Annotated in this window: 33 protein-coding genes and 3 pseudogenes; 14 read left to right on the top strand and 22 right to left on the bottom strand. The window is 60.4% G+C overall.

Going from position 1 to position 25,055, the window contains the following annotated elements; all coding sequences use genetic code 11:
- Positions 1 to 139: 139 nt before the first annotated feature.
- Positions 140 to 373: pseudogene (locus AAFG50_RS03350) on the bottom strand (ATP-binding protein); the annotation flags it as partial.
- A 309-nt stretch (positions 374 to 682) separates the two neighbouring features.
- Between AAFG50_RS03350 and AAFG50_RS03345 the strand changes: the two are divergent.
- On the top strand, positions 683 to 1,108 hold the full coding sequence (locus AAFG50_RS03345; RefSeq protein WP_223153801.1) for a hypothetical protein: 426 nt from the start codon (positions 683 to 685) through the stop codon (positions 1,106 to 1,108).
- Here the strand turns inward: AAFG50_RS03345 and AAFG50_RS03340 are convergent, their stop codons facing one another.
- The gene (locus AAFG50_RS03340) at positions 1,109 to 2,869 is read right to left on the bottom strand and encodes an oleate hydratase (RefSeq protein ID WP_011082857.1); all 1,761 of its coding nucleotides are present in this window, start codon (positions 2,867 to 2,869) and stop codon (positions 1,109 to 1,111) included.
- A 45-nt stretch (positions 2,870 to 2,914) separates the two neighbouring features.
- Positions 2,915 to 3,673, bottom strand: coding sequence for a glucose 1-dehydrogenase (locus AAFG50_RS03335; protein WP_011082858.1), 759 nt, complete (start codon positions 3,671 to 3,673; stop codon positions 2,915 to 2,917).
- 1,182 nt (positions 3,674 to 4,855) lie between these two features.
- On the opposite strand from AAFG50_RS03335, the gene AAFG50_RS03330 reads away from it, so the two are divergent.
- From AAFG50_RS03330 to AAFG50_RS03315, 4 genes are all read left to right on the top strand, one after another.
- Positions 4,856 to 5,698 (top strand): acetoacetate decarboxylase family protein, encoded by an 843-nt coding sequence (locus tag AAFG50_RS03330; RefSeq protein ID WP_011082860.1) that lies wholly within the window; start codon positions 4,856 to 4,858, stop codon positions 5,696 to 5,698.
- Positions 5,699 to 5,794: 96 nt separating this feature from the next.
- Positions 5,795 to 6,082 (top strand): hypothetical protein, encoded by a 288-nt coding sequence (locus tag AAFG50_RS03325; protein ID WP_011082861.1) that lies wholly within the window; start codon positions 5,795 to 5,797, stop codon positions 6,080 to 6,082.
- A gap of 92 nt (positions 6,083 to 6,174) precedes the next feature.
- The gene (locus AAFG50_RS03320; RefSeq protein WP_011082862.1) at positions 6,175 to 7,755 is read left to right on the top strand and encodes a recombinase family protein; all 1,581 of its coding nucleotides are present in this window, start codon (positions 6,175 to 6,177) and stop codon (positions 7,753 to 7,755) included.
- Between the two features lie 64 nt (positions 7,756 to 7,819).
- The gene (locus AAFG50_RS03315; protein WP_014490262.1) at positions 7,820 to 8,059 is read left to right on the top strand and encodes a recombinase family protein; all 240 of its coding nucleotides are present in this window, start codon (positions 7,820 to 7,822) and stop codon (positions 8,057 to 8,059) included.
- An 82-nt stretch (positions 8,060 to 8,141) separates the two neighbouring features.
- Here the strand turns inward: AAFG50_RS03315 and AAFG50_RS03310 are convergent, their stop codons facing one another.
- Positions 8,142 to 8,327 carry a hypothetical protein gene (locus AAFG50_RS03310; RefSeq protein ID WP_011082864.1) on the bottom strand — a complete coding sequence of 62 codons (186 nt, stop codon included), beginning with the start codon at positions 8,325 to 8,327 and terminating at the stop codon, positions 8,142 to 8,144.
- 294 nt (positions 8,328 to 8,621) lie between these two features.
- Here AAFG50_RS03310 and AAFG50_RS03305 point away from each other — a divergent pair, with 294 nt between their 5' ends.
- Entirely contained in the window at positions 8,622 to 8,855 is a 234-nt protein-coding gene (locus tag AAFG50_RS03305) for a polysaccharide deacetylase family protein (RefSeq protein ID WP_011082865.1), read from the top strand.
- A gap of 179 nt (positions 8,856 to 9,034) precedes the next feature.
- Here AAFG50_RS03305 and AAFG50_RS03300 read toward each other — a convergent pair.
- Positions 9,035 to 9,180 (bottom strand): annotated as a pseudogene (locus AAFG50_RS03300) (TrbI/VirB10 family protein); the annotation flags it as partial.
- An 87-nt stretch (positions 9,181 to 9,267) separates the two neighbouring features.
- On the opposite strand from AAFG50_RS03300, the gene AAFG50_RS03295 reads away from it, so the two are divergent.
- From AAFG50_RS03295 to AAFG50_RS03275, 5 genes are all read left to right on the top strand, one after another.
- Complete coding sequence (locus AAFG50_RS03295; RefSeq protein ID WP_011082866.1) at positions 9,268 to 9,693, top strand: transposase; 426 nt, start codon at positions 9,268 to 9,270, stop codon at positions 9,691 to 9,693.
- Complete coding sequence (tnpB, locus tag AAFG50_RS03290; protein ID WP_011082867.1) at positions 9,690 to 10,046, top strand: IS66 family insertion sequence element accessory protein TnpB; 357 nt, start codon at positions 9,690 to 9,692, stop codon at positions 10,044 to 10,046. The genes AAFG50_RS03295 and tnpB overlap by 4 nt, the downstream gene beginning before the upstream one ends.
- Positions 10,033 to 10,335, top strand: coding sequence for a transporter substrate-binding domain-containing protein (locus AAFG50_RS03285; RefSeq protein WP_014490263.1), 303 nt, complete (start codon positions 10,033 to 10,035; stop codon positions 10,333 to 10,335). Before tnpB ends, AAFG50_RS03285 begins: the two co-directional genes overlap by 14 nt.
- A gap of 12 nt (positions 10,336 to 10,347) precedes the next feature.
- Complete coding sequence (locus AAFG50_RS03280) at positions 10,348 to 10,704, top strand: ABC transporter permease subunit (protein WP_011082869.1); 357 nt, start codon at positions 10,348 to 10,350, stop codon at positions 10,702 to 10,704.
- 257 nt (positions 10,705 to 10,961) lie between these two features.
- Positions 10,962 to 11,243, top strand: coding sequence for a helix-turn-helix transcriptional regulator (locus AAFG50_RS03275; RefSeq protein WP_011082870.1), 282 nt, complete (start codon positions 10,962 to 10,964; stop codon positions 11,241 to 11,243).
- A 109-nt stretch (positions 11,244 to 11,352) separates the two neighbouring features.
- Here the strand turns inward: AAFG50_RS03275 and AAFG50_RS03270 are convergent, their stop codons facing one another.
- Positions 11,353 to 11,475 carry a hypothetical protein gene (locus tag AAFG50_RS03270; RefSeq protein ID WP_256379488.1) on the bottom strand — a complete coding sequence of 41 codons (123 nt, stop codon included), beginning with the start codon at positions 11,473 to 11,475 and terminating at the stop codon, positions 11,353 to 11,355.
- A gap of 166 nt (positions 11,476 to 11,641) precedes the next feature.
- Here AAFG50_RS03270 and AAFG50_RS03265 point away from each other — a divergent pair, with 166 nt between their 5' ends.
- Positions 11,642 to 11,881 (top strand): AAA family ATPase, encoded by a 240-nt coding sequence (locus AAFG50_RS03265; RefSeq protein ID WP_011082871.1) that lies wholly within the window; start codon positions 11,642 to 11,644, stop codon positions 11,879 to 11,881.
- A 328-nt stretch (positions 11,882 to 12,209) separates the two neighbouring features.
- On the opposite strand, the gene AAFG50_RS03260 is transcribed toward AAFG50_RS03265, so the two are convergent.
- The 16 genes and pseudogenes from AAFG50_RS03260 to AAFG50_RS03185 all read right to left on the bottom strand — a co-directional run bounded on the left by AAFG50_RS03260 (position 12,210) and on the right by AAFG50_RS03185 (position 23,901).
- Positions 12,210 to 12,605, bottom strand: a complete 396-nt coding sequence (locus tag AAFG50_RS03260; RefSeq protein WP_014490264.1) for a GFA family protein — start codon at positions 12,603 to 12,605, stop codon at positions 12,210 to 12,212.
- 536 nt (positions 12,606 to 13,141) lie between these two features.
- Positions 13,142 to 13,243 (bottom strand): annotated as a pseudogene (locus tag AAFG50_RS03255) (P-type conjugative transfer ATPase TrbB); the annotation flags it as partial.
- Entirely contained in the window at positions 13,240 to 13,680 is a 441-nt protein-coding gene (locus tag AAFG50_RS03250; protein WP_011082874.1) for a ribbon-helix-helix protein, CopG family, read from the bottom strand. The gene AAFG50_RS03250 and the pseudogene AAFG50_RS03255, both read right to left, overlap by 4 nt.
- Positions 13,681 to 13,687: 7 nt before the next feature.
- The gene (locus AAFG50_RS03245; protein ID WP_018269525.1) at positions 13,688 to 15,670 is read right to left on the bottom strand and encodes a conjugal transfer protein TraG; all 1,983 of its coding nucleotides are present in this window, start codon (positions 15,668 to 15,670) and stop codon (positions 13,688 to 13,690) included.
- A gap of 41 nt (positions 15,671 to 15,711) precedes the next feature.
- Positions 15,712 to 17,451 carry a VirD2 family relaxase/mobilization nuclease gene (locus tag AAFG50_RS03240; protein ID WP_028175097.1) on the bottom strand — a complete coding sequence of 580 codons (1,740 nt, stop codon included), beginning with the start codon at positions 17,449 to 17,451 and terminating at the stop codon, positions 15,712 to 15,714.
- Positions 17,452 to 17,919: 468 nt separating this feature from the next.
- Positions 17,920 to 18,828: a lytic transglycosylase domain-containing protein gene (locus AAFG50_RS03235; RefSeq protein ID WP_011082877.1), complete on the bottom strand. Its 909-nt coding sequence runs from the start codon at positions 18,826 to 18,828 to the stop codon at positions 17,920 to 17,922.
- 4 nt (positions 18,829 to 18,832) lie between these two features.
- On the bottom strand, positions 18,833 to 19,168 hold the full coding sequence (locus tag AAFG50_RS03230) for a DUF736 domain-containing protein (protein WP_011082878.1): 336 nt from the start codon (positions 19,166 to 19,168) through the stop codon (positions 18,833 to 18,835).
- A gap of 34 nt (positions 19,169 to 19,202) precedes the next feature.
- Complete coding sequence (locus AAFG50_RS03225) at positions 19,203 to 19,748, bottom strand: S26 family signal peptidase (RefSeq protein WP_011082879.1); 546 nt, start codon at positions 19,746 to 19,748, stop codon at positions 19,203 to 19,205.
- On the bottom strand, positions 19,745 to 20,263 hold the full coding sequence (locus AAFG50_RS03220; RefSeq protein WP_011082880.1) for a DUF2840 domain-containing protein: 519 nt from the start codon (positions 20,261 to 20,263) through the stop codon (positions 19,745 to 19,747). The genes AAFG50_RS03225 and AAFG50_RS03220 overlap by 4 nt, the downstream gene beginning before the upstream one ends.
- Positions 20,250 to 20,516: a hypothetical protein gene (locus tag AAFG50_RS03215; protein WP_011082881.1), complete on the bottom strand. Its 267-nt coding sequence runs from the start codon at positions 20,514 to 20,516 to the stop codon at positions 20,250 to 20,252. The genes AAFG50_RS03220 and AAFG50_RS03215 overlap by 14 nt, the downstream gene beginning before the upstream one ends.
- Positions 20,513 to 21,151: a ParA family partition ATPase gene (gene parA, locus AAFG50_RS03210; protein ID WP_011082882.1), complete on the bottom strand. Its 639-nt coding sequence runs from the start codon at positions 21,149 to 21,151 to the stop codon at positions 20,513 to 20,515. Before parA ends, AAFG50_RS03215 begins: the two co-directional genes overlap by 4 nt.
- Positions 21,148 to 22,263 carry a replication initiator protein A gene (locus AAFG50_RS03205; RefSeq protein ID WP_014490269.1) on the bottom strand — a complete coding sequence of 372 codons (1,116 nt, stop codon included), beginning with the start codon at positions 22,261 to 22,263 and terminating at the stop codon, positions 21,148 to 21,150. Before AAFG50_RS03205 ends, parA begins: the two co-directional genes overlap by 4 nt.
- A 13-nt stretch (positions 22,264 to 22,276) precedes the next feature.
- Complete coding sequence (locus AAFG50_RS03200; protein ID WP_014490270.1) at positions 22,277 to 22,528, bottom strand: helix-turn-helix domain-containing protein; 252 nt, start codon at positions 22,526 to 22,528, stop codon at positions 22,277 to 22,279.
- A gap of 203 nt (positions 22,529 to 22,731) precedes the next feature.
- Entirely contained in the window at positions 22,732 to 23,247 is a 516-nt protein-coding gene (locus tag AAFG50_RS03195) for a DUF2285 domain-containing protein (protein WP_014490271.1), read from the bottom strand.
- 61 nt (positions 23,248 to 23,308) lie between these two features.
- A complete protein-coding gene (locus tag AAFG50_RS03190) occupies positions 23,309 to 23,518 on the bottom strand; it encodes a DUF6499 domain-containing protein (RefSeq protein WP_014490272.1) in 210 nt (69 codons plus the stop codon).
- A gap of 119 nt (positions 23,519 to 23,637) precedes the next feature.
- Positions 23,638 to 23,901, bottom strand: coding sequence for a hypothetical protein (locus AAFG50_RS03185; RefSeq protein ID WP_011082886.1), 264 nt, complete (start codon positions 23,899 to 23,901; stop codon positions 23,638 to 23,640).
- A 231-nt stretch (positions 23,902 to 24,132) separates the two neighbouring features.
- Here AAFG50_RS03185 and AAFG50_RS03180 point away from each other — a divergent pair, with 231 nt between their 5' ends.
- Both AAFG50_RS03180 and AAFG50_RS03175 read left to right on the top strand, forming a co-directional pair.
- The gene (locus tag AAFG50_RS03180) at positions 24,133 to 24,366 is read left to right on the top strand and encodes a helix-turn-helix transcriptional regulator (RefSeq protein ID WP_016841283.1); all 234 of its coding nucleotides are present in this window, start codon (positions 24,133 to 24,135) and stop codon (positions 24,364 to 24,366) included.
- A gap of 163 nt (positions 24,367 to 24,529) precedes the next feature.
- On the top strand, positions 24,530 to 24,940 hold the full coding sequence (locus AAFG50_RS03175; protein ID WP_011082888.1) for a hypothetical protein: 411 nt from the start codon (positions 24,530 to 24,532) through the stop codon (positions 24,938 to 24,940).
- Positions 24,941 to 25,055 lie beyond the last annotated feature (115 nt).

Genomic DNA, 25,055 nt, shown 5'->3' with positions numbered 1-25,055 from the left:
ATGCTCGCCAAGATCGATGGCTATCACGCCGATCTCGCATCCGAACGCGGTTCGTCGATGGCGCGGTGTCGCAACATCCGCGATGTCGATCAGCAACGTCTACAAGGAAGTCAAAGCGCGGAGCTCATCGGCAACCCAACCATCGGCCGTCGCCCCGCGCGAGGGCAAGCGCCTCGAACAGCCGCGGCAGCCGCTGACAGAGCACGGAGCGGTTGTCGCGGCAGGCCTTGTGGCCCAAGGCGCAAGCAATCCAGCTCTTGCAGACGCCGGTCGGGCCGATGATGAGCAGGTTCTGATGCCGGTCGATCCACTCGCCGGCGACGAGCTTTTGGAACAGCGGCTTGTCGAGCCCGCGCGGCGCCTTCATGTCGATAGTCGATCCAGTCCCAATTGATCTTGCCGGCGTGCTGAACCAGTTCGTGCTCCATGTTGATGACCTGCTTGAGCCTGGCCCGGAACAGATCACCTTCGTCCGTCGCCTTCGGCTTCTTCGGTCGCATCGGCTCCTCCCGATACGAGCGCCGAATCATGCCGTGCGATTCGAGGGAATCTCAAACTGCAAATTGCAGGTTCCGAGCTACCGCACTGTCAAAGCCTGCAATCACAAAATCGCCGCAGCCGAAAAACAACGACTCCAGATCAGCCCCTTACCTGTTCTTCACGGACGACTAAGGAGGCACGGATGAATCGATCCATGAGTCAAAAACCAGGCGCACGCTTTACCGAGAAGCAGGGCCATTATCTGGCGTTCATCTATACCTATTCGCACATGTCCGGACGGCCACCCGCCGAATCCTGCATCCCCAGAAGCATCGAAGTCCTTGTGCCGCCAGAAAACTTGCCTATCCTAAGCTGGCCGGTATCAAACCATCAAGATCACTGTGACGAGCCACTAGCTAGTTTCGCCCTCACCTCGTGGCAAGAGGTTAATCGGATGCGTGTGGCGAGAATAACATCAAGCCGAAAGAACACCGAATTCCAGAGTACGCCTAAAGGTTGCCTGGAAGATCGGCGCGAACGTTTGATCCGCGCCTTGGCGAGTCCGAGCCGTCACGGCGCAGGACAGCGCTTCTCTATCCGAGCGAAGCCGCAGCGTCCGCTGCCTTAATCACCTCAGGTGATATTTATTGAGTAGTTCGCCAAGCTCAGTCGCTTCAATCTTTTTTAGAATGAGCTCGCGCAGGAACGCAGGTCCCGGGATCTCAATTTCATTGCCGTCGCGCAGTCTACCCATTGCTGCAAGCAGCTTGCGAATATCATAGGTCGAGTTGAATACCTCGGGCACGCCACGTTCAATCTTGAGGAGGATATACACGGCTTCCATCGCGGTCCGAACGGAGTATTCCGTCGTGAAGATACAATCCCGTTCACCCGACTCCGCGAACTGGCCGATGAAGGCGAAATTGACCGCATCTTTCGGCACAACATCTGGCCGGTCGCCCGCCTGCCGCGGCATGAAGAAGGAAGTGACGTAGGGCATCATCACCGGGACCGTCTTGGCGGCCCCAGCGGCGAGTTCCGGTATACTCGCAACCGGCACACCGAGGTGATAAAGCCATTCTTGCGTGATTTCCTCGCCCGTACAATCTTGCATCGGTTTCCTCACGTAGTCGCCGGCTTTATCGACGAATAGCGAATAGACCCAGACGACGACTTGATCGCTGGGCTGGCGCTTGAAATGCGGCTGGCGATTTGTGGTCCAACTGAGCAACCAGCTCGAATCTTTCACCGTAACGATGCCTCCTGTGACAACCTTGCCGCTGAACGGATCGCGTTTGGCGATCTTGCGGATGTATGCTGGAATGCGTTTGTCCAGGGTCGTGATCGTCGCCGATTCCCATTTGCTTGCAGGAATATTGCCGCAAAAGACATTTGGGCGTCCAAAGGCCGCATCTTTGGCCGCAATACGCCGCCACAGATCCCAGGCGGGCGCCGGTCCTTCGTTGAGCCTGGCGGCCGTGTGATGGTCCCCCATGTCCGAGTTTTCGGTCAGCGACCCGATCGTCATGAAAACAAGATCGTCGGCGCCAATAATGAGACTGCCCTCAATGCCATTCTCCAGCCAGCGGATGGCTGTGGCTTGCTTGCGGCCACGCTTTATGTCGAAATCGATATCGGTGACTCCGACCCCGTAGCGAAAGTTGACGCCTTGCGCCAACAGCCATTTGGATAACGGCAGAACGAGCGATTCATATTGATTGTATTTGGTAAACTTCAGCGTACTGAAATCCGGCAGGCCGCCGATATGGTGGATGAATCGATGCAGATAAAGTTTCATCTCGAGGGCTGAATGCCATTCTTCAAAGGCGAACATGGTCCGCCAATAGAGCCAGAAATTGCTGTTGAAGAAATCTCTTCCGAACACTTCGTCGATGCGCTTGGTCTCCATCTGCTTACGAGTGGCAAGAAAAAGGGCAATCAGCTCTTTCTGGGCCTGTTCGCTCAGTGTGAAGAGGCCATCGGTATGGGCATCCTGCCCCTGCTTCACCGTCGCCCGCCGTAGTGTGTAGTTCGGATCATCCTTGTTCAGCCAGTAAAACTCATCGAGCACGCTGGCGCCTTCAAGTTCGAGCGATGGGATCGAACGAAACAGATCCCAGAGACACTCGAAATGATCCTCCATCTCTCTACCACCTCGAATCACGAATCCCCTTTCCGGATCCTGACAACCGTCCAACGCGCCCCCCGGAACCGTCTGTCGTTCGAGGATGGTGATACGGTCGCCACGCAACTGCCCGTCGCGGATCAAGAAGGCCGCGCCGGAGAGCGCAGCCAACCCCGAACCAACGAACCATGCTGTCTTGCTATCCACGCCGGCGGGTTTGCGGGGCCGAGCAAAAGCTTCGTAATTTCCACTGGTGTAATACATCGCGACATTCGATCTCGTTTGATGTGACAATCCGTCCGCTGATAGTCAGAAGATGTTTTCGACCGCCTGACCCTTCTGCGGGACGCCGATCGTCAGACCGCCATCGACGACGATTTCGGAGCCGGTAAGATAAGAGGACTCGTCGCTAAGCAGGAACAAGACTGCCTGTGACACTTCCTGCGGCTCGGCTGGCCGCGCGAGCGGAATTGGAAAACTGGAAAGATCGATGTTCTCTGTCATCCGAGTGTTGATGAAGCCCGGATGGATAGAGTTTATGCGAACGCCGGACGCGGCGGCCTCCAAGGCAGCGGACTTCGTTATGCCCCGCACGCCGAACTTGGAAGCAACATAGGCGTGAAGCCCAGGACTACCCCTCATCCCCTCGACCGACGAGATGTTGACGATCGAGCCTCCGCCCGCGCGGCGCATCGCAGGTAGGGCAGTCTGCATTCCCAAGAATACACCGGTGAGATTGACAGCCAGGGTCTTCTCCCACTGCTCGAGCGGGAACCGCTCGATGGGAGCCATACTCGCTATGCCTGCATTGTTGACGAGGCCGTGCACCGCGCCGAACTTGCCCTCCGCAGCCGCAATCGCCTGGCACCATTCCCCTGGCTGAGCGACGTCTTGACGCACATAGATCGCGGATGGGCCAAGTTCGGCCGCGAAAGTCGCTCCTTCATTGTCAAGAATATCGGTGATCACGACTTTCGCGCCCTCGGCTACCAGCAGGCGCGCATGAGCGGCCCCCATCCCTTGAGCCCCGCCGGTTACCAAAATGACTTTTTCGCTCACACGTCCCATAACTCTTGGTTCCCTCGATCAGTGGCGGTGCAGGGGTTTTCAGCATCAAAAAGGATGACGGGCGTGTTGATCAAAATGGTTGAGAACGAGCATTGAAAGTCGGGCAAGCCAAGAGTTGCGGTCTGCACCACGCCCCGGACTCTTGGCGATCTGCCCTCTGCTACGTATCATCTTTGATTCCCAAAGCCTGTGCGCAGTACCCGTGTAAATTGGCGCTAAAGCACTTCGATAACGATTTCACGTCGCGAACATGCTTCCGCCGCTCAGGCGTTAGCCATCCTTTGGATTATTGCATTGGCTTTGCCGAACTACCCCGCCTTCTAGACGCCGACAATTTGCGACCGAATTTCCTCCGGTTTCGGAGATAGGATCGGTACCCGCGAGCGGAGCGATACCGGTGCCGAACGGTGCTGAGCTCCTTGTGGATCGAAAAGTGGGGCGCAGAACGCATGAGGTTCTCCTTAGTCTTGCGAATTGGAGTATCCATTCCGTGCAATCGGCGCGCCGAGACTCTGATGGGAAGTCAGCCTCACGTGACTCTTGCACAGGCGCCGGAGGTCTTCCGACTCTCCACCGAGACGGCGATGTCAGGGCCTGCGTTTTCGACCATGCGCAGCGACAATGTTACGCTGATCTGGTTTAATCGAGGCTGTTGCGAAAACTCGTGAGAGAGCCTCATCGACTTTCTGTCCGGATACTTGATCATGTCGGGCTTTCGACATCGCGTCGTCAATCGGACAAGCGAGGAAGGCAACAGAACAAGGGTCGAAAGTTGTCGGGTCACTCGTACCCAATTTGACGTCAGCCAGTGAGCCGTATAAACCGCACGAGGTGCCTGGCATCGACGTTGCATAACGACTGATAGACAAATAGGAATCACCCACTCGCCTTGACGTCATCATCGGTGAGCAGGCTCCGCCGGAATGGATGCACAATCAGGCGCATCCGGCAGCACAGGACAGCTGCCGGCTTCTAGAATGGAAAAGGTCAAGCGTGTCGGATGTTTTCGGATCGTTTAATCCGGCGGATTGAGGTGCAAGGCGCAGAAACGGCACTGCGGCCTCGCGTAGCGAAGATCGCTATCACCGGATCGATGTGCCGCACGGACTACCGAACCCACATCGCTGCCAGCGCAGTACAGTCGCTTCAGGGGCGCTTCAACAACCGGAGAGGCGCGGTGAGATGAATAGCTCAATCTCCAACCGCGCGAATTGTTCTGAGATCAAGGAGGATGCGATGCCCGACGTCAAAGGCATTCCGCTTGATGCGCCTCTTTACCATGGGGGCAAAAATCGTGGCGGTGCGTTTCTCGGCTGCCAAGCCATAAACCTTATGTTCAGCGTGGGGCACGAGGCGAATTGTTTATTGCCGAAGGAACTAGCACCTGCAGCAAACCCTGCAATCGCCATTGTGGGGGTCGCGAGCTATCGCTCAAGCACTGTCGGGCCATACTTGGAGTGCTATTCAGGAATTCAAGTTCGTGATCCCGACGGCGAGACTGGCTACTACATCCCTTACATTTACGTGACGGTAAATGATGCAGCTCTCGCCTCGGGACGAGAGGTTCTTGGTGCTCCAAAAAAGCTGGCGCACATTAGACTGATCAGAGAAGGCGGTCTAATTCAGGGTACGCTCGAGCGTCCGAAAGGCAAGCGCCTGCTGACCCTTACCGCTCAACCAGACGAGCGCATGAGCTCGGATTCGCGGCAGATGTATTCTGCGCGGACGAATTTCTACTCGGTTCGGCAGCTGCCGCCCATCATTGAGTCCGGGAAGGGAGAGGTCACGCAACTCGTCAAATGGTGTACGGACCGAACGTTGCGACGCGACGAGCGTGGCGAAGAAGTTCTATTTACTGGACCAACCTCCCTAACTTACGACTCCCCCTCGATTATCGATCCCGTGCACAACTTGACAGTTGGCCAAGCCCTGCTCGGCACATACGAGGAGTATGACGCAAGGCTCGAGGCCATTGATATCCTTTCGGAGGAATCAAACCCGGTAAACGATGATCGACGAGCTTGAAGAATTCATCCAATCCTAAATTGCTGCCAGCGCTGTCGGTTTGCCAGCTGACGGGCGGTATGTGGGGTTCACCTCCCCGGCGACTCATTCTGGAAGATGGTCGACAAGGCCGGCTTCAAGACCCACGTCTACAACAAGAATAGCGGCAATAAGGAGAAGAAGGCCGACGTGGCGATCGCCACAGCCATGATGGATGGGCGTTCAACATCATCGACAAGGACAACGACGATATCCTGCTGGTTGCCTCGTCAGAAGCAGACGAAAGAGCTGCGCCGGACATGTCGGCTACGGGCCCAAAAGCGCAAACCCGCATTTCTCTGCAGCTCGCTTCGCCCGCCGCAACGTGCTTTCAAGAAAAACGACATAGCAGTTGACTCTTTCTGAATACACTTTCCGATGGCGCGGACTTGATGATGCGCCTAAATGGTTTGCGATGCGCAATACAGCGCGGCGCGATATAGCCGCGGGGAGGCAACATGGGGAACACCCTTGTTGTACACGCGAAACGTCTGCCTCAGTCGCAGAAAGCGCGACGGGCGGCGCAGTATGTCCGCATGTCGACGGATTACCAGCAATACTCGATTGAGAATCAGGCAGTGGTCATCGCGACCTACGCCGAACTTCACAAGCTAACCATCGTCCACACCTATCGTGACGAGGGAGAAAGCGGCCTCAGAATCGAAAACCGGGGGGGCCTTACCGAACTGGTTGAAGACGTGCAATCGGGACGCGCTGACTTCGCTCATCTGCTTGTCTTCGACGTGAGCCGATGGGGACGCTTTCAGGACGTTGACGAGAGCGCGCACTACGAGTTCATCTGCCGCAGGGCGGGCGTCGAGGTTGCTTATTGCGCGGAGCAATTCGACAATGACGGAAGCCTTCTCGCCAGCATCATGAAGAATATTAAGAGAGTGATGGCGGCTGAGTTCAGTCGGGAACTCTCCGCCAAAGTTTTCGCAGGGTCAGTCCGGCTGACGCATCGCGGCTTCAAAATGGGCGGCCCTACGGCTTACGCGTTCCAACGACGTCTCGTCGACGATCAATGCAGACCGAAGGGCATTTTAACGATCGGCCAGCGCAAATCTTTGCTTACCGACCATGTCAAGCTCATCCCCGGTGCGCCCGATCAAGTCGAGATCGTGAATTGGATTCTCCACGAATATCTCCGTCACAAATCGCAGGCCACCATTGCCCGAGAGCTCAACCAGCGAGGGATCTTGAATAGCCAGGGAAGACCGTGGCTTGGAAAGGCTGTCGGTGACCTCCTCCGGAACGAAGCTTATATCGGCGTTCTGACCTACAATCGCAAAAGCAGAAAACTTGGCGCCAAGGTGACGCGCAACCCAAGGGAGCTCTGGATCAGAAAAGAGAATGCCATCGAACCTATCGTCCATCGCGACGCATTCCGGCGCGCGCAAAAGATTATGGGTGAGGGGCGCGTCAGCATTCCCGAAGAGGAAATGTTGCTTCGGCTCCGTAAGGTCCTGATGAAGAAAGGCAAGCTTAGTAAGACGATTATCAATTCAAGTCCGGGACTGCCGTCCATGTCATCGTATGTTTTGCACTTCGGCGCGCTGCGGAACATCTACCGTCTTATTGGGTACAACGGCAATCAAGAATGGTTTGACAAATACGCGTCGCACCAACGGTGGGCCGCCCTTCAGCTTAGCAATGCTGCTCGCCTTCGAGACGCCTTCGAGAGACTTGGTCGCAGTGCCACCCTCAATGCTTCGACTGAATGTCTTCGAATCGACAATGTCGTGAATGTCGTCTTTCGGGTCGCGAGATGCCGCAACTATGAAAACCGGCCCTTGCGCTGGACGCTGCAATACCGCGTGAGGTGGCCGAAGGGATGGGTTGTCGCGGTTCGGCTGGACGAGAAGAACGAAGCGATCTTCGACTATGTCTTGATGCCCTCGGCGTGGCTCACCTTCAGTCGTCGCATGTTCTGGTTCTCAAAGGAAGTCTATAAGGGCCGCACCATAAACCGATTTGACACGTTCGAAGCGCTGTCACGCTTCCTCATCGAATGCGTCGGCAAGGAAAAGCCTTCGTGAGTCTAACACCGCAGATGAAGAAGCCGTTGAAGGCGGCAACTCGCCACGCGACATCGCAACTGCCTTGAACAAGAAAGGCGTACCCGGGCCACGTGGCGGCGCCTGGAACGCCTCGACCATTGACGGTAGCCGCAAGCGCTTGAACGGCATCCTTCAGTACGCCGGGCGGATCATCTGGAACCGCCAAAGGTTCATAAAGGTCCCGGAGACCGGCAAGCGCATCAGCCGCGAAAACCCGCGCGAGCAGTGGATGACTGCTGAGGCAAACGATCTGCACGCGCATGAAGGAAACTGGTTTCTGTGATAACCGGCGCACGGTGCCGCTCGAAGCGATTGAAGCCACGGTTCTAGAGGGGCATCGAGCAGATACTCGCGGTCTGCTGAGATCATGCGTCGGTTTCTTCCAGCTCGGCGATACGCTTGCGCAGCGCGGCGACTTGGCGGCCCAGCTTCCATATCTCGTCGCCGGCCCAGTAGGCGCCGCGCTGGGCGATTTCCTTGCGAACGTCGTCTGCTTCCGCGATCTCGCAGCGGATGACGCTGTCAAAGGCTTCGATGATCAGGTCTCGCACGGGTTATTACCACCTTTTCGGAGCGTGCCGGGGCCATCAGATGCCGGCTTTTGCCGGCCGCGTTGCTCAAATACGTAGAGCGCTCCCTACGGAGCGCTCTACGATCGTCAGTTACGCCTTCGGCAAACTGCCGGCGCGCAAGATGGCTTACGCCTGCCGTACGAGGTTTTCTGGATGCGACGATAGGAAATACCATTCGGCCATGTCAACGTTTAAGTTGTATTCTTTTGTATAACACGTATTGAGTCATTAATTATATCGACACACAAAGGTGCACCGTGTTTGAATCGCGCGATGAAGCGTAGAATCAAACCGAACTCGCAGATGGCGGACTATGAAGTCGTCCTCACCTTCGATGACGGACCGCGGCCGCCGAACACGGATAAGGTGTTGGCTGCGCTCGCACAGGAATGCGCGCGAGCCACGTTCTTTCTGGTGGGCCGATCCTCGGCGGAATTTCCCGAGCTCGTGCGGCGTATGGCCGCCCAGGGCCACACCGTAGCGCACCACAGCTGCCGATCGACGTGATAAGCAGATTGCCCATCCCGGGCCACGAAAACACCGTCTCAACAAGGATTGAGCCCGTGACCACTCCCCCAACAAGCAACCCGAGCACCGTCAATATGGCACGGCCGCGTTCGGCAACGCATGATGGATCAAGATACGCCAGACCGGGATGTCGCGTAGCGGACCGAGTTTGAGCTTCGTCATGGCGTTCCTCCCTTGCCGTAGGGTGCCAATACCAAATCGCGGGTAACGATGACCCGCACGGGGAAACCTGGCCGGATGGTCAGCGTCGGCTGGATGTTGAGCTGGCGCTGCAGATCTGCTGGCCAGTCTGGCTGATGCTGCTAGGTCGTCCAGCGACTCGGCATAGACGACGTATCGCTCCGGGGAGGACCGCCTTGTGCGGTTTGATGGAGGATGAAGACATAGGCGTATGACTGACCATATGCCTATGCCGAAGGTTTCCCGACTTGAAGTCGTCTCGACAGGCGCTCGACGTCGTTGGACATTGGAAGAAAAGCAGCGAATCGTCACCGAGAGCTATGGCGGGCCACGTCTGGTGTCGGTCACGGCACGACGTAACGGGCTGTCGACAAGCCAATTGTTCACGTGGCGCCGGTTGGCGCGGGAAGGCAAGTTGAGCGGGGATGCCGCGCCGGTGCTTGTTCCGGTTGAGATGACGCCTGCGGCGGCTCCGATCTCGAGTGGCGCGCCACAACCGGTGTCTTCACCGCCTGCGCAACGTGCACGGGCCGGCATTATCGAGATCGAGCTTGGGGGCGGCTGTCGCGTGCGCGTTGACCGGGACGTGGACGCGGAGGCGCTGCAGCGGGTTCTTGAGCTTCTGAGACGGCGATGATCCCGATCCCGAGCGGCGTCAGGGTCTGGATCGCCACCGGCCACACCGACATGCGCCGCGGGATGCAAAGCCTGGCGCTTGCGGTCCAGGAGAGCCTGAAGCGCGATCCTCATGCTGGCGATCTCTACATCTTCCGGGGTCGCCGCGGCGATCTGGTCAAGATCCTCTGGCATGACGGGCTGGGCATGTCGCTCTACGCCAAGCGCCTGGATCGCGGCAAGTTCATATGGCCTTCGGCGTCGGACGGCGCAGTATCGATCTCGGCGGCGCAGATGGGTCCAGAAACTAAAGGTCCCAAACGTGAAAATCCTAAACATCTCGAATTTTTCAGAAGGACTCTTGGCTGTCGATAGCGATCGCGCCGACGCGTTTTGTTCGGACGACGCGATCCTCTACACTTTGCGACAAAAGCCGGCTCGCGACCGTCTGGAGGTCGTCGGCCGCCCGCTCTCCTTCGAGCCGTACGGGTTAATGATGCGCCGTGACGACTCTGCGTTTCGCTTGGCTGTCAACAAGACGCTGGCCGAGCTCTTTCGCTCGGGAGAGATAACATCTCTCTACCACAAGTGGTTTGACCAATTTGGAATTCCACTGAGCGAGAAGCTCGAGACCGTTTTGCAAGCGCAAGCAGTCCCTCAATAGCGGCTGGGTCGAATGCTCTCCTACAATTGGAACTGGAGTATTCTCTTCCAGCAGCCGCAGCTTGGATGGCTGCTGGAAGGTCTGCGTCTCACAATAGTCATGGCGGTGGTGAGCTTCCTCCTAGCGCTTGCGATCGGAACCTTAGTCGGTACAGCCCGCACTGCTCGATCGAGAGCGGTGCGTGGAATAGGCTTCGTCTACACAGCTCTCTTTCGGAACGTGCCATTGCTGATCCAGATGTTCCTGTGGTTCTACGTCTTTCCGGAGCTCCTGCCCTCAAATCTTGGACGCTGGGTGAAGCGGGATTGGGCGTGCTTGTCGTCCCTTATGGCGATCGATACGTACGGTTGGTCATCTACGCTGGAATAGGACGGGATCAGATCGATGCGGTCTTGAGCGCTTTTTCGGAGATAGGCCAAAGCTTAGAGGCGAAATACCCCGATACACTGTCGACATCCTAAGCCGCGGGCATCGTGCGAAGCGCGTGGGACGCCGACTGCCCACGTGCATCGATCACGGTCCCGGCCGCGTTTGAGGCTAGATCACGTCGAGGAACACCGACCAAGAAATAATAGCGGGATTATAGCCAGTGTTTTGAGGCCTAGCACCATGGCATGAGTTGACGTATGAAAACTCGTGCGATTGTAGCCTGGAATGTGCGTCGGATTCGCGTGAATCGGGGTATCTCGCAGGAGCAATTGGCTTGGAAGGCCGGGATCGACCGCTCCTACATGAGTAGTCTTGAGCGGCAATCGAAGAACCCGACGATTGATCTTCTCGACCGCATCGCCGAAACGCTGGACGTGCAGTTGTCCGAGTTCTTTGTTCTGCCGCCCAAAGGTGCTAGGTCTCCGAAGACCTTGCCTAAAAGCCGCAAGCCAGCGGGTCCACGTCGCAAGAAAAAATAGCGAATTTCAACGGCTTCTACGTAGCCAATTGAGGGACTTAGAACACCAATTTCGCCCGACAAGCCTTCTTTGCCGGCCGAACAGGGCTGTGATTAAATTGGAGTGCGTTTCACAGCACGGGAGTGAGTGACGACTGGTTGCCGGATGCAGGTTCGCGAAATGCATTGGCGGGCGCGGTCGCATCGGAAGAGGAGACTTCGATAATCGCAATTGCCTCGACTTTTTCAACCATTTGTACGCAGCCGATTGACCACGGCAACCGGGTTCATCCCCACTGGGGCGATCTTTCGTAGTCCACGTGTGATGTGTCCGGAGGCGCAAAGGCGCGGAGATTACGCCTCATCAGGCAAGTCTATTGGAGCGCCAATTGAGCTTGAAGAATATCTGATCGATTCGCCGTGATCTCGGGATGCCCCGGCTGTGGGAAGTCCACGCTGCTGACCGAACTCGGCCGACGCGGCTACGCGACGATAGATGAGCCTGGACGCCCGGTCGTAAGGAAGGAATTGGAGTCGGGCGTTCCCGCGTTGCCCGGGACAGGTATTGAAGCGCGCCTGCACAGTGCGTTTGATCTTTCCCTTGAAAACCTGACGCGAGCGAGTGCGTTCGACGGCTGGGTTTATTCGATCGCGGCCTGATCGACGCCGCAGCGGGTCTCGAACGCGTGACAGGCGAGCCGGCGACAAGGAACTCGGACAGGCACGCCACTATCATCGACGCGTGTTCATCGCTTCCGCCTTGGCCGGCCATCCACGCGACCGATCAAGAGACGCGTCATGATTTCGAGGATGCCTGTCGAAAACGAGCATCTTCTGAAGGTTTTCCCGATGCTCGGCTATGAAGTGGCACTACTCCCAAACTCAGCGTGGTGGAAAGGGCCGATTTCGTTCTTTGAGTGCCGACGTCCAACGAACATCACCAATTATAAACACGTGCAGTCGAACGGAAAGTCCATGGCAAGGGCCGCTATGGCGAATCAATTGTCAGCCTGCTGCCGTGAATCTGCCGAACGGGCACTGAAAACGGATCGAAGTCCTTCAGGCAACGCACGTTCACTGCCCATCCGTCGAACGGCCGAATGCCGGCTTCGCGTTCTGCTGCGGTGGGCTGGCTTGGTTTGCGGAACGGCAAAATACCGCAAACCGGGCAAAAATAGTCAGCCGCAGTGAATAAACCCCAGCGATAGACCGACAACTCCTGGAGGGGCGTCAGGAGCCGGAAGTCGCCCTCGGCGACGCGATAAATCAGCGCGCCACGCTTCGAGCAGATAGAGCAGTCGCAAACCCGCACATGGTCGATATCGGCGTCGATCTCGAAACGGACGGTGCCGCAGTGACACGAGCCGGTGTACGTCTTCATCATCGGCGGTTTGTCTCTAGAAGCCCGACCGAAGATAGATCAACGGATGGGGCCTGACAAAATCTCGTTGATCCTGTTCGCAAACACATAATAGCCGCAACTCCGCCAGCAAGTCACGGGCGCGGCGCGCTGATTGGCTCCTGGCTTACTCGCTCGATTGGAGTCGAGAAGAACTCGGGTGGAAGAAATGCCAGTCGTCGCCTTGAGACACACACCGTCTAAAGATACGCCCGCTTCAATGGCGAGGTCATTGGTTAACCAGTCTGGGAAATCGAGCGTGAATGTGCGAACACTATCCGTGTCTTCGACTGAGGCAATCTTGGCAACGCTTGTACAATTGTCGCAAACACAGGATCCCCCCTCATCCCGTTGACATCACTCGCTAGGTCGCAGTCGATCCTGGCAGGCCGTCGAGGGATATAGCTCGCATCAGACGGTCGCATACGGGGCCAGGGGGTCGCCTCTGATCGAGTTGATCCAGGGGAGGGCATGCATTTCGCAGTTGAGCACGCGGGTCGCCTAACACTTTTTGGATGGTCCACGATCCGCTCGCCGTCGGCGGCGGACATCGTTCGTCCGCTATCCTCCAACCCGCCAGACAGCCAATCGATCCAGAGCCGACCGTCGGGGTTGAGCATCACTCGCCTGGGGACGAGTCAGTCTGCTGGGCATCCTCCGGGATTTCTTGCCGCAGTTTCGGCCCTTGATTGAGCCGGCGGCCCAATGCGGCAAGGAAATTATCATAACGCGCTCCGGCCTGTGCTCTCGCGGCCTTGGCGGCGGGTTCGGGGAGTGATGGTGTTGTCGTGAGCCAGAAGCGGATGAAGAGAGCGATAGTCTCGACCGAAATCCCGACATCCCGCTCAAGGCGCGCGATCCGGCGGTCGATCTGGTCAAGACGCTTGGCAGTAGCAGCCTCTCGCCGTTCATCGGCGTCCGGCGACAGAAAGGAAGCGATCGCGGCTTCCGCGATAAGCGACAGCGACTGCTCGCGCCGGGCGGCGTAGGCCGATAGCGCCTTCATGACATCAGGATCGAGATAGACCGACAGCTGAGCCTTCTTTTTTGTCCCGATCATGGCTACCTCACAATCCGAGATCGTCGCCGGGATCGAGGGAGGCTTGGCGCGCCACGCCCTGCATCATGTCGTTCATGCGCCTGATCCGCGGGACATCTTCATCGAGCTCATCCACGAGGTCCGAAGCGAACTCGTTCTCGAGTGGTTCCTTATTCTCCACCGTGTCTCGATCGAGTTCCGGCTGCTGCCTGCGGTCGGCGGCCTTTGGATCTTCGTCATCCGTCTGGTCGTCGTTCAACGTCTCCAATGCCCTTGGGCGCGGCGGCAATGGCCTTGAGCTCCAATCGTCCAACCGGCCGCCATTGGATTTCGTCAGCATCGGCGGCGCCATGATGCGCTCCTGGAAACGTCTATCTTCGTAATAGCGCGCCTTCTTCGCCCGAATCGGATGGAGGCCCGACATCATGACGATCTCGTCGGAGGGCGGGAGCTGCATCATCTCGCCGGGCGTGAGCAGCGGGCGGGCGGTCTCGGACCGCGACACCATGAGGTGGCCCAGCCAAGGCGCCAGCCGGCTGCCGGCATAGTTCTTCATCGCCTTCATCTCGGTCGCCGTGCCGAGCGCGTCGCTCACGCGCTTTGCGGTGCGCTCGTCGTTGGTCGCAAAGCTGACCCGGACGTGGCAGTTGTCAAGGATCGAGTTGTTGGGCCCGTAGGCCTTCTCGATCTGGTTCAGCGACTGAGCAATCAGGAAACTCTTGATGCCGTATCCGGCCATGAAGGCCAGCGCAGACTCGAAGAAGTCGAGCCGGCCGAGCGCCGGGAATTCGTCGAGCATCAGGAGGAGCCGGCGCCGGCCGGCCTTGGCTTGCAGATCCTCGGTCAAGCGGCGGCCTATCTGGTTGAGGATCAGACGGATCAGCGGCTTGGTGCGATTGATGTCGGAGGGCGGCACGACAAGGTACAGCGTGGTCGCTCGCTCTCCGCCAACGATATCGGTAATCCGCCAGTCGCAGCACCGCGTCACCTCCGCCACCACGGGATCTCGGTAAAGGCCCAGGAACGACATGGCGGTGCTCAAGACACCGGAGCGTTCGTTGCCGGACTTGTTCAGCAACTCGCGGGCAGCGGACGCGACGACGGGATGAACACCGGCCTCGCCGAGATGCGCGGTTCGCATCATTGCGGCAAGCGTCGTCTCAATGGGCCGCTTGGGATCGGACAAGAAGGCTGCGACACCGGCGAGCGTCTTGTCTTCCTCGGCATAGAGGACGTGGAGGATCGCGCCGACCAGCAGGGCGTGACTGGTTTTCTCCCAATGGTTCCGCTTCTCGAGGCTGCCCTCCGGGTCGACCAGAATGTCGGCAATGTTCTGGACGTCGCGCACCTCCCACTCGCCGCGGCGCACCTCGAGCAACGGGTTATAGGCCGACGACTTCGCGTTGGTCGGATCGAACAGAAGGACACGGCCGTGTCGGGCGCGAAAGCCGGCAGTGAGCTGCCAGTTCTCCCCCTTGAGGTCGTGGACGATAGCCGAGCCCGGCCACGTCAAGAGCGAAGGGATGACGAGGCCGACGCCCTTGCCCGATCGCGTGGGTGCGAAGCACAGGACATGCTCCGGTCCATCATGGCGAAGATAGGTGCGCTCGAACCGGCCGAGCACCACGCCGTCGGGTCCAAGCAATCCAGCCTGCTCGATCTCCTTTGCCTTCGCCCACCGCGCGGACCCATAAGTCTCGGCATTCTTCGCTTCGCGGGCGCGCCAGACCGACATACCGATCGCGACCGCCGCAGCGATGATGCCGCCGGATGCCGCGATGAAGGCGCCCTCGGTGAAGATTGAGGGCGCGTAAGCATCGTAGGCATACCACCACCAGAAGAAGGCAGGCGGAAGGTAGAACGGAAAATGGAGCAGCTCGAACCAGGGCTGCCCGAGCTGCGGCTGAAAGCCGAGGCGCCAAGCCGTCCATTCCGTCGCGGCCCAGATCGTGAGCAGGACGATGCCGAAGACCATGATGACCTGCCCCCAAAGAATCTTGGTCGCCGACATGGCGGCCGCCCTCTCCTGACGTCGGTGATTGGAAGGATCACTCACAAGCCGAGCCCCCGGTTGCGCCCAAAACCCCAATCGATGCCGCCATCCGCGCGCGCGACGCCAGAGACATGCCGGCCGAGCTGTTTATCGAGTGAGGGCGTCCAAGGCACGAGCTGGAAGCCGAGACCGTCGTCGATCATGGCGAAGCGGCCGGAGGCGAGCGCGAAGCGCTGCCGATAGGTGCCTGCCACATACTCGCCGCTAGCCGACGGGTTGAACGGCTGACCGGTCTCGGCGGCGAGCTGCTTGCCGAGATCCTCTAACTCCCGACGGCGCAGCGTGCCGATAAGGTTTTTCGCGAACACCAGTCCACGCGCCTGGCGTTCGGCGAGCCCCTGCCCGATGAGCTGCTCGGGCCGCCGTTCCATAGCGTCGCGGACCTCGGCGCCGAAGCCGCCCTGGCCAAGCGCCACAGGGTCGCGCGCGACGGCCTGCCGATCGAGCCATGTCGCGCCGCTCGCGGTCACCTGCGCTTCGATCGAGAGATCGGAGCGGACGGCAAGCGCCACGCGACGCTGCCCTCTTGCGTCATCGAATTTGCGAAGCTCGACGATTGAGCCTGGCGCGCTGTCGCCGGCAGCGTCGAGGTCGGGCAGCCGGATGTGGTGGGTGCGGCCGTCGACCCCGTCGACCACGGCATAGGCGGTCGCCTTGAGCTCGTCGTCGAGACCGCGATCAACGAGACGCCCGATGACGGGGACGTCAAGATTTTCGCCTGATAACACGTAACTCGCGCTCCCGCGCTCGATGCCGCGTTCGGTCAAGCTGCGGTGGATACGCTTGATGATGTCGCCGCGTTCGCCGAGCTCGCGCAAGGTCGTTTCGGCGGCCTCGTCCATGGACCATTGGCCGGGCCCGAGTTGATGAGCGAGGCCAAGACTTTCCAAGTGTCGCAGCCGGCCAACCTTCAACGCATGGAATTGATCGGGCTGCTGCTCGGGACGCGGCGCAAGGTCGATAACACCGTGCTGGTTTGCATCGCGAACAAGCTGGCGATCGAGCTGCGTCCAGCGCTCGGCTCCGATCTGGCTCTCGAGCGAGCGACGAATGTCGAGATCGGAGCGCAGTCCAAGTTCCTGGGTGACCAGGTCCTGGGCGCGGGCGCGCATCCCTTCCTTGATGTAGTCGCGGGAGATGACGAGGTCTTGGCCGTCCTCTGCGACGCCGCGCACGATGATGTGGACGTGGGGGTGCTGGGTGTTCCAGTGATCGACCCCCACCCAGTCGAGCTTGGTACCCAGATCCACTTCCATCTGGCCGACCAATTCGCGGGCGAAACCCTTGAGGTCGGCCATGTCAGGCGCGTCCTCGGGGGAGACGATGAAGCGGAAATGGTGGCGGTCATTCTGACAGCGCTCGGCGAAGGCCTTGGGATCGGCATCCTCGGTGCCCGGGCCGAACAGGTGGGCCTTCTCCCCGTCCCGGGTCACGCCTTCGCGCCGGAGATAGCCGAGATGCGTCGCGAGCGGCGCCGACCTCGCCCTGTGCCGGACGACCCGGGTCTTGATGGTCACCAGACCCGAGCGGCCGGTGAGCAGACGGTTTGCCCGCACGCTGGCGGCTCGGCCGCGGCCGAAGCGCGAATGACGGTGGCTGACGAGCTGGCCGGCTCGCGAAATGCCGCCGCCAGCGCGTTGAGCGGCGGCAAGCGCCTGGGCGATGAAGGGCTTGGCCCGCTGGCTCCTCGAGGAGCGGATGCGGCCGGGCCGTGGTTGAAAATCGCTGTCTTCAGCCATGGCCAGCCTCGACAATGTGCGGAATGCAGAATCCCTGCAACGGGTTGATAGTCGAGCGCACATTGCGCGCCGAAGCCGCACATTGCGGACCCGAGGAAAAATAGCAGCACAAACAACCAACCGACCGAGCCGCACATTGCGGCCTTTTATCTCGCCATCGTTCGGTCGGTACTCGCGGAAGCCCCCACTGTTTGCGAGTGTTTGCGATAGCGATCGTTACGCGAAGGGCCGAGACACCCGTAGGGTGGCTCGGTGAGGAGCGAAGCGACGAGTAGAGCGCGGGCCGAAGGCATCGCCCGTATGACTGTGTTGCAGCGTTTCGAATGCAAACCGAATGTTCGTCAAGGGGCGCCAGCGAACCTGGAAACTGACAGCTGATATCGCGAGCTGCCCGATGTGCAGCCGCCGCAACAAGGGTGCCTGCAGACGTACCGCGATCCGCGCATTGACGTTGAAGATGCCGTGCAGTCATTGCGATCGCCCCATGGCCGAGAGCGCGACGAACAGGCCCTCCGACTGCGGCGCAATCGCCGAAATATCGTGCACCGTAGTGCCGACTGAGCCGCCGTGCGCGGGTTGATCGAGCGCCGCTCGCGCGCCAGGGGACGGCCCGTCAGCGTGGTCGAAGAACAGCGGCGCCCGCGTCCAGGATGAACGAGAAGAAGCCGCGAGGAGAAGAGGTCCTGGCGCTCCCTCCGCGTCGACAAAAGGGACGATGGCCGCGACATAGGCTGTCGTCTCCGCGGGCAGTGGACGGTGTCTATCCCGAAACTCCTCGTAGCGGCCGGGACCTGCATTATAGGCCGCGAGAAAGCCCGGCGAGCCGTAACGGTCGTGCAGTTCGCGAAGAAAGGCGGCGCCGGCGAGGATGTTGTCACGGGGATCGAAGGGATCGCGCCCGAGACCATAGCGCGCGCGCATGTCCGCCCAAGTCTTGGGCATGAGTTGCATCAGGCCGAGTGCGCCTTTGGGTGAGACGGCACGCCGATCGCCATTGCTCTCGACCCGCATGACGGCTCGTATCCATGCAGCCGGAATGCCAAAGCGCTGCGCGGCCTCTGCCACATGAGATGCGTAGTGATCGCTCGCCGGTTGACTTCGTGCCGGTGCTCTCTGCCCGGACACTGCTGCCGTTGGCCCGCCAATCACCAGCAGGCCGGTAAGGAGGAGAACGGCAAGGCTCGCCCTGTCTCCGCCATCATGGCGAGGCGTCTTGCTGCCTACCGGCGGTGCGCACGGACCACCGGTTTGACCGCCGCTGTGCGTGGCGGCCGCCCGACGGTTGCGTGGACCCGAGTTATGAGAGGGCTTTTCCCCGAACAAGGGGGTGGACCGTTGATGCGCCTGGTTGGCGGCACGCGCGACAGGATCCTGCATGCAATCAGTCCCGCTCGGCGCGTTGGGGCTGACGATTCCAGTTCAGCGTCCAGGCCGCTTTGTCGTTGCCCGACTGGAAGAGATTTGCGCGGATCGGCCGCGGCAGCGCCGGGTCGTCGATGACGAGCGAAACGTAATCGCCGGCCTTCTCGCCGGTCCGCTTCCAACCTGCGCCGATCTCCGGGCCATCGGCATCGCCGAGGCGGATACGGTAGTCCGGCGCGTTCTCGGCATCCGAGGATTCGGCCGGGACGAGGGTGAGAATCCGCTCGAAGAACAGCGTTTCAACGCGACCGGTGAAGCCGGACTTATCGCGCGTGAACTGGCCGATTTGTGCCATGGGAAAGCTCCTGGGTTGCTGGGTTGGAAACGGGTCAATGAGTGGCGGCGCGCCAGACGAAACGGCCGTCGGCGGCTTCGTCCGTCCAAAGCGGGACTGCGCGCGCGACGATCGAGCTGACGGGGAGCGCGCCGAAATAGCGGCCGTCCAGGCTGTCTGGGACGGTCGGGTTCATGAGAAAGACCTCGCCCGGTTCGAGGGTATGGCAACCGCTCCAACGCGGCAGCGGACGGCCGCGATGATCGTGCTCGTGTGCGGCGCCGACATCGACAGCATCGACCGTGATGGCATCGCCCGACCGGCACACGGTTTGCCCGGGCAGCGCCATCACACGCTTCAGCAGCGGCAGACCTTTTGGAAGAAAGCCGCCATCGGCAAGGAAGCTGGCGATCGGTTCCGGCAGCCGTACCGCGACCAGTTCCAAGTCGCGCAGCTCTCCGAGCGGATGCAGCGCGTAGAGCCCTATTGGCGTGCTCGCGGTAGCGTTCCAAATCAGCCGCGGCGCAGGATGAACGAGGGCCAGGGCGCCGGCGACCAGCGCCGCAAGGTAGGTCAACATGAGATAGCCGAAGCGGGTCATGGCGTGACGCTCCGGCGCTTGAGCCAGGCGATATGCTGCTCGCGCGTGTAGGCGCGCGGCACATGGTCGGCGGCGAGACGGTTGTGGAGATGCCGCCAGTATTCGGGTGCGGCGTCAGCCGGATCGATGGAGAGCGCCTCGATGGCGTCGATGGCCTGCAACACGCGCTCGACCTTCGGCCAGCTATCAACGCGCAGCAGGATTTCGCCACCGGGGCGGACGAAGGGCAGCGTCTGATAGCGCTGCCCGGCTTCCACGGCACGCACGATGTCCATGCGCGACACCACGGTGCCATAGTCGTTCGATGCCCAGCGGACGAAGCCGAAGATGCTGCCCGGCTCAAAGCTCGAGATGCTGCGGCGACGGTCGAGAATCTTCTCCTCCGCGCGGCGGCCGAAGCGCAGCCAGTGCTCGATCCGCTTCTCGATCCAGGTCAGCTCGACATGGGTGAGCGCGACATCCCGTCGATGCGAGGGCGGCACTGCACGCGGCGGCAAGGCTTCATTGTCGTTCATGACGGTTCTCCGGGGCGTCAGCGGGGAACTCTCGCGCCAGCAATTCGCGCAGCATGTCGGCGACGGTCACGCCGCGCTGGAACGCGGCGACCTTGATGCGGCCGCGCAGCGTGGGCGTGACGTCAATCGTCAGGCGCGCGGTGAATGCGGCAGCATCATTCACGCTGCGTGGCGGCGTATCACTGGCTTTGATCCAGCTCTCGGCATCGCCCGGACGCGAGGCGAAGCCGCGTTTGATAGAGCGGTCGCTCATGGCGCGAACCTCGCAACTTCTGCCGCGAGCGCGGCGATCTCGCGGGCGGCGGCGCTCTGCTCGACGAACTCGAAGACGAGCCGTCCGGACTGAGCGGCGTCGGCGAAGACAACGCGTTGGCCGATGGTGCTGGCGAGCACCGGCGGATCGTGGTCGGCGAGAGTTTCGGCAGTCTCGCGGGCGATGATCGTGCGCGCGCCGCAGCGGTTGAGCACAAAGCGAGCAGGAAGCTGCGGACGATAGATGCGAGCCTCTCGCAGCAGAGCGAGCATCTCGGCCGAGGCCCAGCCGTCGAATGGCGACGGCTGCACGGGGATCAACACGAGATCCGCCGCCAGCAGCGCCGAACGCATCAGTCCCGCGACGCGCGGCGGTCCGTCAATGACGACATGATCGGCGGTGCGTGCGATTTCCGGCGCCTCGCGGTGGAGCGTATCGCGCGCGAGGCCAACGACGCCGAATAGCCGTGCGACATTCTCCCGCGCACGCTGCTGCGACCAGTCCAATGCGGAGCCCTGGGGGTCAGCGTCGATCAGCGTCACGCGCTTTCCGCGCAGCGCCCATACGCCGGCGAGGTGCAGGGCGAGCGTGGTCTTGCCGACACCGCCTTTCTGGTTGAGCACGGCGACGATCATCGCATGCCTCCCGTCTTGCGACCTGAAAGCGGCAGAGATGGTTGGCTTGGGTGCTCGGTTGGCGGCTGAGCGCGGATGTCGGTGTTATCCGCAAGACGCGCGGCCCCACTACAACAGTTAGATTCTAAGTTAGACTCTAAGTTAGGGCAGGCGATCGTGTTTCCTGGCCAAAGCGTTAGCTGTGGTTTGCACTCCCGGAATCCCGATACCGGCACGCCCGGAGTCCCGATAGTGTGAACGCCCGAAGTCCCGAGCTGATTCACAGCGCCGTCCACAGGAGCTGTGAATGACTTCGATGGCAGGATGCGCAATAGCTCTCGGCGTTCCCTGCGTTCGATGCTCAGGCAGTAGCCTGGCAGCGGTTGACGTGCCGCGATCCGGCGGAGATCAAAGGCGAAGTCTGCAGGCTTGGCGAGGCTGCCGGATTTCTCATGGAGGTGTGCGACCTCGAACAGCCAACCTCTCGGCTGGCGGCCAGCATGCTTGCGCGCGACGCGGTAGAGCCAGCGCTCGATCCCACCAGTCAGGCTGAAATAGGCCGGATCGATCGTGAGAACGAGTGAGCGATCGATGACGCCGCGATAGAGCCAGTCGGGAAGGACGAATTCCATTCCCTGCACCCGACCGTCGCGCGTCGCGCATTCCTCCCATTCGTTGATCCATGAGAACTGGTGGCGCCGCCAATGCTCCCCCTGCCGGATGCTGGTGCGGATGACGGTCGCCTGCAGGCGGGCCAATGCCCCCTTCAAGAGCTTGTAGTCGCGGGCGCCGGTCTGCCGGCCGACTGCGGTCAGAAGCTGGTAGGGTGTGAAGCGCAGGAAGCGCGAGGTCTTCAGACCGAGGTTCTCGGCCTCGACAATCTGGCTCGCCGCCCAAATCAGCACGTCGGCATCCCAAATGGTCGCCATACCGTGCTCAGGAACTGCATAGACTTCGACACACACGTCGCCGGTCTGGTAGAGGATCGGTCTTGTTCGCTTGGCCTTGGCGAGCGAAAAGAACGGGCGCTCCATCAGGTCGCGTTGATCACGCGGGCTGGCATCACCGGTGGCGACAACGAACGGGTCGAGCTTGCTTCGCTCGCTGGGTGTGATGAGGCGACGCGACGACATGACGAGCGTTGCCTTAGCGATGCGCGTTGCCGGCGGCGCGCGCTTCGAGGTAGCGCGGATCCGACGTTGAGCTGCAGGCGGCCTGATCGGCCCAGGCTTCGAGATCGCCGATGGCGTAGACAACGCGGCCGCCGAGCTTGCGAAAAGTCGGGCCATTGCCATGGCAGCGATATTTTTCAAGCGTGCGCGGCGAGATGCCGAGGAGGCGCGCGGCCTCGGGGGTGCGCACGTAACGGGTGGCGAGTTGCGCAGGCCTGTCGAGCATGGGAGATCTCCGTCTTGCCTCGAAGTGCCGCGGCCAAGTCGCGGCATGTCCGGGCCAGAGTGGCGGAGAGTTCAGGCGTTGGGGGTGGACGAAAATTGACGTACGTTTGTGTCCCCCCATCGTCGCAACCAGGCGAAGCCAGGCGTACTACCGGGGCGCAACTAACTCATCAGGTCGATGGCTTGAAGGAATCGGGGAGCCGATCAGAGGCCGCGTAGAAGTTTCAGATAGCCGCGCTCGACCAAAGCGATTGAATCGTGAATGAGCCGGTTCGCCTTGCGGCGGGCATGAGAATCCTTCCACTCGACCGAGCGGCGCTGAGCGTGGTCGGAGGCGAGCACCTTCGCTGCCACGTCTCGCGGGCCGCCACCCAGGTCGTGGACGTCGAAGGCGTGCAGGAGCTGAATCAGTCGCCGTTTCTGAAACGACGTCAGCCGCAGCGCCGCCGGGAGAAGACCGGTGCGCTGGCCGCTGAGGCGACGCACGAAGTGTAGCGCCACGTCGGCCCGCAGTTCGCCCATGCCGTCGAGCGGCACAAGCACGGCGGGACGGCGCGCGGCCTGCTCGTCGCGCAAACTGACATGGAGCTCACCCGAGCCGTCGGCGACAACCAGCTCGCGACCGTCAGCATCTGTCCGCCCGACGATCGACAGTCCGAAAGCGTTGCGATCAATCGAATGAACGGTCTCGAAGTCCGGCGGCGCGGGCGTCAGGATCAATGTTCCCGGTGATGCCTCGGGCAGCCAAATGGCTGGTTCGGGCCAAACCGGAGAGGCGGGGTCATGGGCGACACCGCAACCTCCATCGACGTGCGAAACTGGTTCGGATGGTGTTGGGATCGGATTCGCCGCGCGCGATCTGTCGCTCAGTGCGGGCGAAGTCGCGGCGGTAGTCGGCATTGCGACGAAGGAATTCGAGGGCAAAACCCGGGCGCTCAAGACGATTCAGGCGTTCGATGGTCTCCGGCGAGCGCCAGTACTGGGTCGGCATGGTCTGTCTTCTCGTCTTTTTGTTCTGTGCCCCGCACCACGATCCCTAAAGACGCTACAAGAGACCAGACCCGGAGGTTGCATCACGCGAGATCGCAATTTGCGTGATTGGGGCGCAAATCACTGCATCCGCGGTTCCAAAAGGCCCTGATATCCGGCTTCCACCATCCATCGCGCGCGGGCGAGATGGCTATCATGGACATTTTTGGCACGATCTGGTTCGCGCGTGGGGTCGAGGCCGAAGATCACGCTGACCACCTCGCGCCAGTCGGCGCCCTCCTCTTCGGCCATCAACAACCGAACGTAGATAGCAAGATGTTTCTCGTCATAGGCGTTGACGCGATCCGTTATTGGCGGCCGGTCCTGGAATGGCGCGCCGTTCATTGCAATTGCCCCTCAGCATTGATGCAGCGATTAGAATTCATCTAAGCTCCAGAACTTTGCAAGCTGGGAAATCGTCACACTCGAATTGTGCCGTGATGCGCAGATCGCATCGCGGCGCTCCCCGGAAGCGGCACACCAGGGCCTAGCCAGACGATATGAATAGCACAGTGACGCACGAATCGGAACGATCGTTCCTGGAACGATCATTCCGATGTGAGTTCCCTTGTTGCCATGGATCTCAAGGAGGTCATGGCGGTCAATCTGCGTCGGATACGTCATGTGAAGAAAATGACGCAGGAAGAGTTGGCCGATGGCGCTGGACTAAGCGTCCGTTACGTCGGCGCAATTGAACGCGCAGATGTGTCGGCCAGCGTGACCGTGCTTGGCCGAATCGCGGAGGCGCTCGGCGTCGAAGCAACCGATCTCGTCAAGCGAACGACGGTTCATTCCCATCGGGCTCGATGACGCGACAATTTTGTGCCCCACCGCAACACCGGCACGTCGTGAATCAACTCCGCATTGCCTCACGCATAAGTTGATAGTCGGCTTTACGTAAATCTGATCTGTCTCCAAAGCGCATGCCTAGTTCAGAAACGGACGAGCATGCTGGGGAGATGGAGTAGGCCTCATGACTCTGTACGAGCACTTGCCAGCCGACATTCGCGAGACAGTGGATGCTCTGGTCACGGAACTCAGGCCGCAACCTTGGCCAACGCGGTTCTTTGCGCTGATTGGCCTGCTCGGAGAGAAGTTGGAGGCGCGGCGCGAGGCGGAGCCGTGGCATCTGATCCAACAGTGGACCGGCATAGTGACGGCAACGATGGAGCACTTGCTCCCCGACAGTTCGGTTGTCGAATGCCTGGGACTGATGAGCATTAGTTTCAACGACCAGTGGCGCGCTCAGGCGCTTGGCCAGATCGAACGGGATCCCACAGTGCTGGATCGTCTCGTCGCCATTTGTCCGGACTGGGAAGACATCGTCGAGAGCGTGATCGAGGCCAACCAAAGACGTCCAATCAAATCGGCACGCGGCCGCTGATCGGCATCGGTTACGCCCTTGCCGCTTGCGCCGTCACGGCAAACGAGGTGCCTTCGCGCTTCCTCAGCGTGGCGGTGCCCCGCCCGGGCCAGCCGGGCGGGGCATTGCGGATCGG

Origin of the sequence: Bradyrhizobium sp. B039 (genome assembly GCF_038965675.1) — a bacterium.
GTDB lineage: Bacteria > Pseudomonadota > Alphaproteobacteria > Rhizobiales > Xanthobacteraceae > Bradyrhizobium > Bradyrhizobium diazoefficiens.
This window is presented reverse-complemented; position numbering and strand designations above follow the sequence as displayed.